Raw genomic sequence first — 12,679 nt, 5'->3', positions numbered from 1 at the left:
AGCCTTTTCCGGGGATCGACCGCCGAAACAGTTCCGTCCAGGTCACACTTGTTGCATAATCGCCACAATGCGTTGCATACATCCGACGCAATCACTGGCTCTAGACGGCGACATGGCTCCACGGGCATCGAGACTCAGCGAAACGCTTTTCAGCGAACCCCGCACAAGGGACGGGCGCCGGCTGCTTGCGCTGCCGGGCGTCGTGGCAATTGCCGGTGCGCTGGTTACGGCGGCGATCTCCTTCGCCATCCTCGTCGGTGCTACGCCGATCACGCCGGACGAGAGGACAACGCTGGCGCTAATCGCCGTCAATGCGGCGTTCATCCTGTTCCTGATCGCGCTGGTTGGCCGCGAAGTGCATCGTATCGTGATGGCGCGCCGGCGCGGCAAGGCGGCGTCGCGGCTGCATGTGCGGATCGTCGCAATGTTCGCGCTGGTCGCCGCGATTCCCGCCATCATGGTGGCGATCATCGCCTCGATCACGCTCGATATCGGTCTTGATCGCTGGTTCGAAATCCGCACCAAGACGATCGTCAATTCGTCGCTGTCGATAGCCGATGCCTATGTGCAGGAGAACGCGCGCAACCTCCAGGGAACGACCCTGTCGATGGCTTACGATCTCGACGCCTCCCGCACGCTCTACGGTCTCGATCGAACCGGCTTCCTCGATCTGATGAACAAGGAAGCCGTTGGACGCTCGCTGGCCCATGCCGCACTGATCAGGTCCGACGGTTCGTTCGTCATGAGCGCCAAGACCGACGCCGATTTTGCCATGCCGGAGCCGCCGGAAGGCGCGATGAGCGGTGCCGCTGACGGCAGGCCGGTGCTGATCGAGCCGAAGACGCGCAACATCATGGGCGCCATCGTCAAACTGCGCGAGATCGAAGGGCTCTATCTCTACACCATCCGACTCGTCGATCCCGAGGTGATCAAGGCGCGACAGATTGTCAGGTCCAACAGCGACGAATATCGCGGCCTCGAAGACAGTCGCCGCACCTCGCAGGTGGCCTTTGCGCTTCCCTATTTGTCGCTGACGCTGATCATCATCCTGTCCGCCATCTGGACCGGCATCGCCGTGGCCGACCGCCTGGTGCGGCCGATCCGCCAGCTCATCGGCGCGGCCGACGAGGTCGCGACCGGCAATCTCGACGTTGCCGTGCCGGTTCGGCCCTCCGACGGCGACGTCGCCTCGCTCGGCGACACCTTCAACAAGATGCTGCTGGAGCTGAAATCGCAGCGTAACGAGATTCTGTCCGCCAAGGATTTGATCGACGAGCGGCGGCGTTTTTCGGAAGCCGTGCTTGCCGGTGTCACCGCCGGCGTGATCGGCGTCGATCCGTATGGCATCGTCACCATCGTCAACCGGTCGGCCGAAACGATGCTGGCCATATCCGCCACCGCCGCACTCGGGCAAAATCTCTCCGCCGTGCTGCCGCATGTTGGCCGCGTCTTCGAGATCGGCCGCAAGTCGGGCAAGCCCGTCCATCGCGAACAGGTGACCTTCTATCGCGCCGGTGCGGAGCGCACCTTCAACGTGCAGATCACGGTCGAGGCCGGCGACGACGGTTCGGAGGAGAAATCCTATGTCGTGACGGTGGACGACATCACCGATCTGGTCCAGGCGCAGCGTTCCTCGGCCTGGGCGGATGTGGCGCGGCGCATCGCCCACGAGATCAAGAACCCGCTGACACCGATCCAGCTTTCCGCCGAGCGCATCAAGCGCCGCTACGGCAAGGTCATCACCGAAGACCGCGAGGTTTTCGATCAGTGCACCGATACGATCATCAGGCAAGTGGAGGACATCGGCCGCATGGTCGACGAGTTCTCCGCTTTCGCACGCATGCCCAAGCCCGAAATGAAGGCCCTTGATTTGCGCGAATCGTTGCGCGAAGCCTCGTTCCTCGTCGAAGTGAGCCGCTCCGATATCACCTTCGAGCGCGTATTCGGCAATGAACCGCTCAAAGGCACGTTCGACAGCCGCCTGATGGCGCAGGCCTTTGGCAACGTCATCAAGAACGCAGCCGAGGCGATTGACGGACTTGATCAAAAGGACCGCTCGCACGGCATAATCCGGATTCAAGCCGGGCGCGAGAATGGTACGATTCGCATCGATGTCATCGACAACGGCAAGGGCTTGCCGCGCGAGAACCGCCAGCGATTGCTCGAGCCTTACATGACGACACGGGAGAAGGGCACCGGGCTCGGCCTCGCTATCGTCAAGAAGATAGTGGAGGACCATGGCGGCCGGCTCGAACTGCATGACGCGCCGGCGGATTTCCACGACGGGCGAGGCGCGATGATCAGCATCATCCTGCCACTCGCTGCCACTGTGCCGTCGCGCGGCGAAGGCAGGACAGAACCCGAAAGAGAAACTGAAAAGGTCGGTAATGGCGTCTGACATTCTCATCGTCGATGACGAGGAAGACATCCGCGAGCTTGTCGCCGGTATCCTGAGCGACGAAGGTCACGAAACCCGCACGGCATTCGACGCCGACAGCGCCCTGGCGGCGATCGCCGACCGGGCGCCGAGGCTGATTTTCCTCGACATCTGGCTGCAAGGCTCACGCCTGGACGGACTGGCGCTGCTGGACGAGATCAAGACGATGCATCCGAGCCTGCCGGTGGTGATGATCTCGGGCCACGGCAACATCGAGACGGCGGTCTCGGCCATCCGCCGCGGCGCCTATGACTTCATCGAAAAACCGTTCAAGGCCGACAGGCTGATCCTCATCGCCGAACGTGCCATTGAAACCTCTAAGCTGAGACGCGAGGTTTCGGATCTCAAGCTGCGCAGCGGCGAAACCTTCGACCTGATCGGCATGTCGTCGGCGATGAGCCAGTTGCGCCAGACCATCGAGCGCGTCGCGCCGACCAACAGCCGCGTCATGATCATCGGCCCCTCCGGCTCGGGCAAGGAACTCGCGGCACGCGCCATCCACACGCTGTCGGCGCGCAAGGGCGCCCCGTTTGTCACGCTGAGCGCCGCCAACATCACGCCCGAACGCATGGAGGTCGAGCTGTTCGGCACCGAATCAAACGGTGTCGAACGCAAGGTCGGCGCGCTTGAGGAAGCCCATCGCGGCATTCTCTACATCGACGAAGTGGCCGACATGCCGCGCGAAACGCAAAACAAGATCTTGCGCGTGCTGGTCGAGCAGCAGTTCGAGCGGGTAGGGGGCACCAAACGGGTCAAGGTCGATGTCCGTATCATTTCGTCGACGTCGCAGAACCTGGAGGCGATGATCGCCGACGGTCGTTTCCGCGAGGATCTCTATCACCGCCTGGCGGTGGTTCCGGTCATGGTGCCGGGATTGGCCGAGCGGCGTGAGGACATCCCCTATCTTGTCGACAATTTCATGAAGCAGATCGCCCGGCAGGCCGGCATCCGGCCGCGGCGCATCGGCGACGACGCGCTGGCGGTGCTGCAGGCGCACAACTGGCCAGGCAACGTTCGCCAGTTGCGCAACAACGTCGAGCGGCTGATGATCCTGGCGCGCGGCGACGATATCGACGCACCGATCACCGCCGATCTCTTGCCTGCCGAGATCGGCGATGTCATGCCGCGCACGCCGAACCAATCCGATCAGCACATAATGGCGCTGCCGTTGCGTGAAGCGCGCGAACAGTTCGAGAAGGACTATCTGATCGCCCAGATCAACCGTTTTGGCGGCAACATCTCGAAGACGGCCGAGTTCATCGGCATGGAGCGCTCGGCGCTTCACCGGAAGCTGAAGTCGCTGGGCGTCTGACAGCCAATCCGGTCGTGGCCTACGCAATTTTCGGTTACGGCGGCGGCGGAATCGCATAAGAAACGCTGCCGCACGTCTTTCGAGACGCGCAACGGACGCTGTAGCATTTTGTTTTTTGCGCATGGTCTTCCCCGAAAAATGGATTCCGATTTTCGGGGGCCATGCGCTGACTTCTTCAGGGGTGACCCATGCCGCGCATTGCCTATGTGAACGGGCGCTATGTCGCTCACGCCGACGCTTTCGTGCATATCGAGGACCGTGGCTATCAGTTCGCCGATGGTGTCTACGAGGTCTGCGAGGTGGCGCGCGGCTTCATCGTCGATATGCCTCGCCATCTCGGACGGCTGAACCGCTCGCTGACCGAATTGTCGATCGACTGGCCGGTCACGCCGGGCGTGTTGCCGATTATCCTGCGCGAGGTGGTCCGCCGCAACCATGTCGCCGATGGCCTGGTCTATCTTCAGGTGACGCGCGGCGTCGCCAGCCGTGATTTTGTTTTCCCGGCAGAGACGAAGCCGTCGCTGGTGGTTACCGCCAGGAAAGCCGACCCCGCTGCTGCCACCAGGAGGGCCGAAAGCGGAATCAAGGTCATCACCGTGCCTGAGAACCGTTGGGACCGGGTCGACATCAAGTCGGTCGGCCTGCTGCCAAACGTGCTCGCCAAGCAGAAGGCCAAGGAAGCCGGCGCCCAGGAAGCCTGGTTCGTCGATGCCGATGGCACCGTCAAGGAAGGTGGGTCGTCGAACGCCTGGATCATCACCAGGGACGGCGTGCTGGTGACGCGTCCGGCCGAGCACGGCATCCTGCGCGGCATCACCCGCACCACGCTCTTCGACGTGGCCGCCAGGCTCGGCCTGAAGATCGAGGAGCGGGGCTTTTCGGTCGCCGAAGCCAAGGCCGCGCGCGAGGTTTTCATCAGCTCCGCGACTACAATCGCCATGCCGATCGTGGCAATCGACGGTGCTCCCGTCGCCAACGGCCACCCGGGCTCGATAACACTTTCCTTGCGGCACGCCTTTTTTGACGTTGCGGAAAAAAGTCCAGCCTGATAACCGCACAGGTGGAATGAACATCAATATATCTCGTTCTGCTTGTCGTTATTGACGACAAGACGGTGTTTGCGCGCTTGACATGTGCCAGTTAATTTGGCGCATTGGCCTGCAAACCGAAGGGGATCGGCGAAAGACAAGAACAATGGCGGAACGATCGCAAAATCTTCAGGACCTGTTCCTGAATTCAGTTCGCAAAAGCAAAAACCCACTCACCATCTTTCTCATCAACGGCGTGAAGCTGACCGGTGTGGTCACTTCCTTCGACAATTTCTGTGTTCTGCTGCGTCGAGACGGCCATTCCCAGCTCGTCTACAAGCACGCCATTTCCACGATCATGCCGAGCCAGCCGGTTCAGATGTTCGATGGCGAGGAAAGCCAGGGCGCCTGATTGGCACGTAAGAAAGACGCGGACCGCAGCGTTCGCGAAAAACCAGCATATCAGCCGGGGGCGGAGGCCGAAGGCCCGACCCGGGCCGTGGTCATCGTGCCGGTGCTTACTCGCCAGCCGCGCGGCGACGAAGACACCAATCGTCCGCGACTGACGCGTTCTGCCGGGGCCCGCCACGACGAGGCGGTCGGCCTTGCCCAAGCCATAAACCTCGACCCGATCCATACCGCGGTTGTGACCGTCAACGATCCCCGGCCTGCAACCCTGCTCGGCAGCGGCAAGGTCGCGGAGTTCGCCGAGATCGTCAAGGAGGGCCGTGCCGAACTGGTCATTGTCGATCATCCGCTGACGCCGGTGCAGCAGCGCAACCTGGAAAAGGAATTGAACGCCAAGGTGCTGGATCGCACCGGCTTGATCCTGGAAATTTTCGGCGAGCGCGCGCGGACCAAGGAAGGCACGCTGCAGGTCGATCTGGCGCACCTCAACTATCAGAAGGGCCGGCTGGTGCGAAGCTGGACTCACCTCGAGCGCCAGCGCGGCGGTGCCGGTTTCCTCGGCGGCCCTGGCGAAACGCAGATCGAATCGGACCGCCGTGTCCTGCAGGACAAGATCAACAAGCTCAAGCACGAGCTGGAAACAGTGCAACGCACCCGTGACCTGCACCGCGCCAAGCGCAAGAAGGTGCCGTTCCCGGTCGTGGCCATCGTCGGCTATACCAACGCCGGCAAGTCGACGCTGTTCAACAGGCTGACCGGAGCAGGGGTGCTGGCCGAGGACATGCTGTTCGCCACGCTCGACCCGACACTGCGTCGGGTACGGCTGCCGCACGGCACGCCGGTCATCCTTTCGGACACGGTCGGTTTCATTTCGGACCTGCCGACGCATCTGATCGCGGCCTTCCGGGCAACGCTCGAAGAGGTGGTCGAGGCCGATCTCGTCATCCATCTGCGCGATATTTCGGACCCCGACACCGCCGCCCAGGCCGAGGATGTCGAGCGCATCCTCGCCGATCTCGGCGTCGATGCCGGCGACAGCAGGCGCGTCATCGAAGTGTGGAACAAGATCGACCGGCTCGATGCGGGCAACCGGGAGCGGTTGCTCGCCGACGGCATCGACGGCAACAAGGCACCGCCGATTGCCATATCGGCCGCCACCGGCGAGGGCATCGATGTGCTGAAGGCGGTCATCGAGACACGAGTTTCAGGCGAACTGGAAACGCAGACCGTCACGCTCAAGCCTGACCAGCTTGGGTTCGTCGACTGGCTCTACCGCAATGGCGACGTCGTCTCGCGCACCGACAATGAAGATGGCGGCATAACCGTGTCGCTCAAGGCGACGCGAAGCGCACACGAAGAGATAGAAACAAGATTGCACCGTAAGAACAACGGGTAATCGCCGTTACTTCGCGCTTTTGGCTTGCTGCCAAAGTGCCTCCATCTCGTCGAGCGTCGCCTTTTCCAGCGTGTTTCCGGACCTTTCCAGCGCTAGCTCGACATAGTGGAACCGCGAGCGGAATTTCTCGTTGGTGCCGCTGAGCGCCGCTTCGGAATCAACCTTGAGATGACGCCCGAGATTGACGACGGCAAACAGCATGTCGCCGAACTCGTCCTTGATCGAAGCCGTATCGCCCTTGGCAAGGGCCTGGCGCAACTCGCCGATCTCTTCCTCGATCTTGTCGAGGATCGGCGTGGCCTCGCTCCAGTCGAAGCCGACGCGGGCCGCTTTTTCCTGCAGCTTGAGCGCCCGCGTCAAAGCGGGCAGGGCGACCGGTACGCTGTCCAGAAAACCCTTGCCATGATCCTCCGGATCGTGCCCGCGGGCGAGGCGGGCATTTCGCTTTTCGGCTTTTTCCTCGGCCTTGATCTTCTCCCACGTGCCCTTGGCCATGCCGGCGCTGCGCGCCTCATCGTCGCCGAAGACATGCGGATGGCGGCGGATCATTTTCGTGGTGATGGCCTGGACCACGTCGCCAAAGGCGAATTCACCGGCCTCCTTGGCCATCTGCGCATGGTAGACGACCTGCAGGAGCAGGTCGCCGAGCTCGTCGCGCAGATCGTCCAGGTCGCCACGCGCGATGGCGTCCGCCACCTCGTAGGCTTCCTCGATCGTGTAGGGCGCGATGCTCGAGAAATCCTGCTCGACGTCCCACGGGCAGCCGGTTTCCGGCGCCCGCAGCGCCGCCATGATCTCGATCAGCCGGGAAATGTCTTTCGAGGGTTTCATCGGTTGAATGCTAGCCTGCGTCCGACGGTGCAGCCAACGCCGTCGCAAGGCGAGGGGCGATTGTCCACAGCGCTGCTGCTCAAAACCTCAGTCGAGCACAGAGACGATCGCCTTGGCGAGCGCGTCCATGCCGTCCTCCGGCAGGCCGGCGACGTTGATGCGGCTGTCGCCGACCATGTAGACGCCGTGCTCGGCGCGCAGCCGCTCGACCTGCGCTTCGGACAGGCCAAGCCGGGAAAACATGCCGCGATGGCTGGCCACGAAATCGAAGCGATCGGAATTGGACTGCCGCCGCAGCGCTTCGGCGAACTGCACCCGAAGCCGCAGCATGCGCAGGCGCATCTCCTCGAGCTCCGCTTCCCAGTCGGCGCGCAGCGTGGCGTCTTCAAGCACGATGCGCACCGCGGCCGCGCCGTGGTCCGGCGGCATCGAGTACATGGCGCGCGCCGCCGACAGCATCTGGCTCATTGCGACATCCGCCTGCGCGCTGTCTTTTGCCAGGATCATCGCCGCGCCGACGCGGTCGCGATACACGGCAAAGTTCTTCGAGCAGCTCGAGGCAACCACTATTTCCGGGACTTTCGCTGCCAGCAGGCGTACGCCGGCGGCGTCAGCGTCAAGGCCCTCGCCAAACCCCTGATAGGCAATGTCGACAAAGGGCAGCAGGCCGCGCTCGACGACGAGGTCGGCTATTTCAGCCCACTGCGCGATGTCCAGATTGGCGCCTGTCGGATTGTGGCAGCAACCATGCAGCAGCACCACGTCGCCGCTCCTGGTGGTCGCCAGCGCGCTCATCATGTCGGCGAAGGGAACAGCACCTGAGGCTGCGTCGAAGTAGGGATATTCGCGGATCTGCAAGCCGGCGGCGCGCATCACCGGCATGTGGTTCGGCCAGGTCGGGTCCGACAGCCAGATCGTCGCGTCGGATCGCGTCCTCTTGAGCAGCTCAGCCACCAGCCGCAGCGCGCCCGAGCCGCCGGGCGCCTGCGCTGCGCGGATGCGCGTCAGCTCGGCCGCAGGGCCAAAGACCAGCCGCGCCATCGCCGTGTTGAAGCCGGTATCGCCGGCAAGGCCGAGATAGGTCTTGGTGTCCTGGCTCTGCAGCAATCGTTTTTCGGCTTCGCGCACGGCGCGCATCACCGGCGTCTTGCCATCGCGATCCTTGTAGACGCCAACGCCGAGGTCGACCTTGCCGGGGCGGGGATCGGCACGATAGAGGCCGATCAAGGCGAGGATCTTGTCGGCTGGGGCAGGCTGGAGGTTTTCGAACATCGGCGCGGCTCCGTTGGCGGCGGAGTGATACGCAAATCGGCTGTGCTGCGCCAGCGGTTTTCATTTGCGCCAGGCTGAAAAACCGCCAACCGGGCGACTGGTCACAGAAATCCACAGCGTCGCCTGGAGGCGAGGCTCACACCGGCGAAAAGCCTTGATCGCAGGGCGCGTCGCGCCGTTCTATCATGCCGGCTTGAGAGCAGCAGACGGCAAGGCGGCTCCAGATTGCTGCTTCTTGCCGCCCCAACCGATCCGCGGCAACCATTCGAGGTAGTAGGCGAAGCCGAACTGCAGCGCGATACCTGTCGAGATCAGGATCGCGTCGTAGAGGAGGCCGCCCGGGCTGACGACCTTCATGACCTGCGCGATCATGGCGAGGATCGTTCCGGCGATGAACACCGGCAGCGAATGCTTGCCGAGAACCGCGAGCGGGTGTCCGGGCCTCGTCTTCGCCAGGTTGGAAAGCGCCGGGATTGCCACGATCAGATAGGCGATCGCCAGAATGTGCATGAGGCGCGACAGCGACAGGAACGTCTTGTCGAAGCCGGTCAGCACGGTAGGCAGGCCGGAGGCCGTCTCGATGCCCCACAGCGGCAACCGCACCCAAATCAGCGCGCCGACCAGATACAGGACGGCCGCGCTCGCCATCATCCAGTTGAAGCGGATTTCGCCGCCGCGCTTGATATGCAGCATGCCGGCGATGCCGATGACGAAAAGAAACTGCCAGGAGAGCGGGTTCAGGAACCAGAAGCCGTCGCCGGGAAAATTCGAGGGCGCGATCTGGAAAATGCCGGCGATGAGCCAGAGGAAAGCGGACGCAGCAAGCATCAGGCGCAGGCTGAAAGTGCCGATCCACAGGAAAAGCGGCATCATCAGAAGTACGACGGCATACATGGAAAGAATGTTGTTATAGCCGATCTGATGCCCGAGCGCCGCGATGCCGAGCAGCGCTTCCGGCGTGTCCTCGATGATCATCTGGATGTTGATCAGCTTCAAAAGATCGGGCCGCGAGAAATGCAATGCAGCCGCCGAGAAGATCGCCAGCGTCGCGACAGTGGTCATGACGTGGGTGACATAGAGGACACCGGCACGCCGCCAGGCCTTCAGGGTGATGAGCAACCGATTCCCCGGCTGGAACTTCAGTCCGTAGGCGAGCCCAACGGCAATCCCCGAAATCAGCACGAAGGCTTCGGAAGAATCGGAAAAGCCGAAATTCTTGTGCGTGACATACTCGAAGATCGTCCCCGGCACGTGGTTGACGAAGATCGTCAGCAGCGCCAGCGCGCGGAAGACATCGATGCGGGTATCCCGCTGGGCTGGCACATTGCCTGTCATGTCGGGGCTTGTCATGTCGGGTCGATAATTCGTTGAACAAAAGCGGGCCCAAAGGGCCGTCGGCGAAGGGAAGATTCGGCGGTGAATGTTTCCTGCCTATAACTCGCAAGTGCCCCGAAAAAGATGACACTTTCGCGATTTTTCGCGTCACAAATTAATTCAGGGATAAACATCGGAATCCCTGGTGGCGCTAAAACCGCGCGGCGAATTGTGTCGGCTGAGGGGAGGGCCGCTCGTTCCCGGACAAGGAATCGTACGCGCACTGGTGGCGTTGTACCGGTTGTGCCTGACATCCCGGATCGCAAAAAACTCAAAGAGCGGGATTAAAAGCCTGCCATGCTCCGTAAACAGGACGTGAGAGGGTCGATGCCACGCTTCGATATCGTAGGACAGCTTGGTTCTTTGCGCCGCTACGCGCGTTCGCTGACGCGCGACAGCGCGGAAGCAGAGGATCTTGTGCATGACGCGCTGGTGCGTGCCTATGAGCGGCGCGGCACCTTTCGATCCGGCGGAAACCTGCGCGCATGGCTGCTGTCGATCGTCCACAACGCTTTCATCGACGGCTTGCGGTCCCGCAAATCCGAAGCGGCGCGTGTCGAGCAGGCCGGATATCTTGCCGACGCCAGCATGCAGGCACCCCAGGAGCATTCCGTCCGCCTGGCACAGGTACGCGAAGCTTTTTTCAAATTGCCCGATGAGCAGCGTTCGGCGCTGCATCTCGTCGCCATCGAGGGACTTACCTACAGCCAGGCGGCCGAGGCCAGCGGCGTGCCGCTGGGAACGCTGATGTCGCGCATCGGCAGGGCGCGCGCAGCGCTTCGCGAGATGGAGGACAAATTGCCGGCACATGCGAAAAGCCACCTCAAGATCGTGGGAGGCCCGTGATGTCCATGATGAGCGAACTGCGCGACCCGGTGACCGATGCCGACCTCGACGCCTATGTCGACGACCAGCTGGACGTTGCCCGCCGCATTGAGGTCGAGGCGTTTCTGTCCGCCCGTCCGGAGGCTGCCGCCCGCGTGATGTCCGATCTCAGGACGCGCGACGAACTGCGCGTGGCGCTCGCCGGATGCAAGGGCATGGCGCGGCCGGCGACGGCTGATGCGGCGCGGCGGCTGGAACGGGGACTGGCTCGAGGGCGCGCCTTGCGCACGTTGCAGCGGGCTGCGGCGGTCGCAGTCCTGGTGGCTGCCGGCTGGTTGGCTAACGGCATCGTCGGGCCGATATCGGTGACGAAAGTCGTCGCCTCGACCCAGCCGCCCGTCTATCTGGAGGAGGCGATCCGGGCGCACAGGACGACGATCATACGCGAGGGCATGTCATCCCAGCCCGAAGCGCCGGATTACGATGCGGACGAAATCCGCGCCGCCACGGCGATCGTCATGCCGTCGCTGCCGAAGGACTGGAAAGTCCGTGACGTCCAGATCTATCCATCGCAGTTCGGCCCGAGCGTCGAGATGGCTGTCGACACAAGAGACCTGGGACTGGTTTCGCTGTTCGCGATCAGGCCCGGAACGTTCGACGTGGTCCAGCCGACCGTCGCCCCGTCGGGCGAAATTTCCTCGGCCTATTTCCAGATCGGCGAAGTTGCTTACGCAGTCGTCGCCCGAAGCGGTGTCCGCGATCTCGATCGCACCGCAGAAACGCTCGCCAACACGCTTTACTGACCTTCACAAAGGAGAACCCGCATGAACACCCCCAATCTAGGATACCGCACCGGCGTCGGAGCCCAAACCGGCGCCGTCTATGACGAAGGCCTGCGCCAGCACATGCTGCGCGTCTACAACTACATGGGCGTTGGCCTCGTCGTTACCGGCGTGATCGCCTTCGTCGTGGCTTCCACGCCAGCCCTCTACGTGCCGATCTTTTCCACTCCGTTGAAGTGGGTGGTGATGCTGGCACCGCTCGCCTTCGTGCTGCTGTTCTCGTTCCGGATGCAGACGATGTCCACGGCCGGCGCTCAGGCGATGTTCTGGGCATTCTGTGCGGTCATGGGCTTGTCGCTGGCGTCCGTGTTCCTGGTGTTCACCGGGACCAGCATCGCGCGCACCTTCTTCATCGCCGCCACCATGTTCGGCGCGACCAGTCTTTACGGCTACACGACCAAACGCGACCTGACCCAGTTCTCGTCCTTCCTGATCATGGGTCTGATCGGCGTGGTGATCGCCAGCATCGTCAACATCTTCCTCGGCTCGACTGCGCTCCAGTTCGCCATCTCGGTGATCGGCATCGCCGTGTTTATCGGTCTCACCGCCTGGGATACCCAGACGATCAAGGAGCAATTTGCTGAAAACTTCGGTGCGGAATCGCAGCAGAAGCTCGCCGTCTTCGGTGCATTCTCGCTCTATCTGAATTTTATCAACATCTTCCAGCTGCTGTTGAACTTCACCGGCGAGCGCGAATAGCCGCGTCAAATCCATGCATGTCGCGGCAGCGGCTTTGGAGCAGCGACATGCATGAACAGAGACTTGAAGCGCGTCGCGAAAATCTCTCGGAACGCGGCGCGCCTGGATATCGGAGTTGCTTCCCATGGACAGGAACGACCAGCAGGCGATCGGCACTCTTTTCGAGAAACTTGCGAATGTCGAGCGGCAGACGCCGCCGCGCGACGCCGAAGCGGAACGCTTCATCAACGATTAGATTGCCAGGCAGCCCGGCGC

Annotated in this window: 12 protein-coding genes; 9 read left to right on the top strand and 3 right to left on the bottom strand. The window is 62.5% G+C overall.

Annotated features, from left to right (window positions below; all coding sequences use genetic code 11):
- The first annotated feature begins 112 nt into the window (after nt 1–112).
- The 5 genes from AC0L15_RS18980 to hflX all read left to right on the top strand — a co-directional run bounded on the left by AC0L15_RS18980 (nt 113) and on the right by hflX (nt 6,581).
- Nucleotides 113–2,398, top strand: a complete 2,286-nt coding sequence (locus tag AC0L15_RS18980) for a sensor histidine kinase NtrY-like (protein WP_287247981.1) — start codon at nt 113–115, stop codon at nt 2,396–2,398.
- Complete coding sequence (ntrX, locus tag AC0L15_RS18975; RefSeq protein ID WP_027153990.1) at nt 2,388–3,749, top strand: nitrogen assimilation response regulator NtrX; 1,362 nt, start codon at nt 2,388–2,390, stop codon at nt 3,747–3,749. The genes AC0L15_RS18980 and ntrX overlap by 11 nt, the downstream gene beginning before the upstream one ends.
- A 188-nt stretch (nt 3,750–3,937) precedes the next feature.
- Entirely contained in the window at nt 3,938–4,798 is an 861-nt protein-coding gene (locus AC0L15_RS18970) for a D-amino-acid transaminase (protein ID WP_287066641.1), read from the top strand.
- Between the two features lie 145 nt (nt 4,799–4,943).
- Nucleotides 4,944–5,189, top strand: coding sequence for an RNA chaperone Hfq (gene hfq / locus AC0L15_RS18965; protein ID WP_006202172.1), 246 nt, complete (start codon nt 4,944–4,946; stop codon nt 5,187–5,189).
- Nucleotides 5,190–6,581 (top strand): GTPase HflX, encoded by a 1,392-nt coding sequence (hflX, locus tag AC0L15_RS18960; protein ID WP_473496755.1) that lies wholly within the window; start codon nt 5,190–5,192, stop codon nt 6,579–6,581.
- Between the two features lie 6 nt (nt 6,582–6,587).
- Here the strand turns inward: hflX and mazG are convergent, their stop codons facing one another.
- The 3 genes from mazG to AC0L15_RS18945 all read right to left on the bottom strand — a co-directional run bounded on the left by mazG (nt 6,588) and on the right by AC0L15_RS18945 (nt 10,019).
- Complete coding sequence (gene mazG / locus AC0L15_RS18955; protein ID WP_287247979.1) at nt 6,588–7,412, bottom strand: nucleoside triphosphate pyrophosphohydrolase; 825 nt, start codon at nt 7,410–7,412, stop codon at nt 6,588–6,590.
- Between the two features lie 87 nt (nt 7,413–7,499).
- Nucleotides 7,500–8,684 carry an amino acid aminotransferase gene (locus tag AC0L15_RS18950; protein ID WP_287247978.1) on the bottom strand — a complete coding sequence of 395 codons (1,185 nt, stop codon included), beginning with the start codon at nt 8,682–8,684 and terminating at the stop codon, nt 7,500–7,502.
- Nucleotides 8,685–8,867: 183 nt separating this feature from the next.
- The gene (locus tag AC0L15_RS18945) at nt 8,868–10,019 is read right to left on the bottom strand and encodes an OpgC family protein (protein ID WP_473496752.1); all 1,152 of its coding nucleotides are present in this window, start codon (nt 10,017–10,019) and stop codon (nt 8,868–8,870) included.
- Between the two features lie 366 nt (nt 10,020–10,385).
- Between AC0L15_RS18945 and AC0L15_RS18940 the strand changes: the two genes are divergently transcribed.
- The 4 genes from AC0L15_RS18940 (at nt 10,386) to AC0L15_RS18925 (ending at nt 12,659) form a co-directional block, all read left to right on the top strand.
- Nucleotides 10,386–10,904, top strand: a complete 519-nt coding sequence (locus tag AC0L15_RS18940; protein ID WP_287066635.1) for a sigma-70 family RNA polymerase sigma factor — start codon at nt 10,386–10,388, stop codon at nt 10,902–10,904.
- A gap of 8 nt (nt 10,905–10,912) precedes the next feature.
- Complete coding sequence (locus AC0L15_RS18935) at nt 10,913–11,686, top strand: anti-sigma factor family protein (RefSeq protein ID WP_473496776.1); 774 nt, start codon at nt 10,913–10,915, stop codon at nt 11,684–11,686.
- Between the two features lie 21 nt (nt 11,687–11,707).
- Nucleotides 11,708–12,424, top strand: coding sequence for a Bax inhibitor-1/YccA family protein (locus tag AC0L15_RS18930; RefSeq protein ID WP_287247974.1), 717 nt, complete (start codon nt 11,708–11,710; stop codon nt 12,422–12,424).
- Nucleotides 12,425–12,548: 124 nt separating this feature from the next.
- A complete protein-coding gene (locus AC0L15_RS18925) occupies nt 12,549–12,659 on the top strand; it encodes a DUF2076 domain-containing protein (protein WP_245268700.1) in 111 nt (36 codons plus the stop codon).
- Nucleotides 12,660–12,679: the final 20 nt, after the last annotated feature.

The organism is Mesorhizobium sp. WSM4846 (assembly GCF_055811415.1).
The sequence above is the reverse complement of the archived record's forward strand: the minus strand, read 5'-3'. Positions and strand labels throughout refer to the sequence as shown.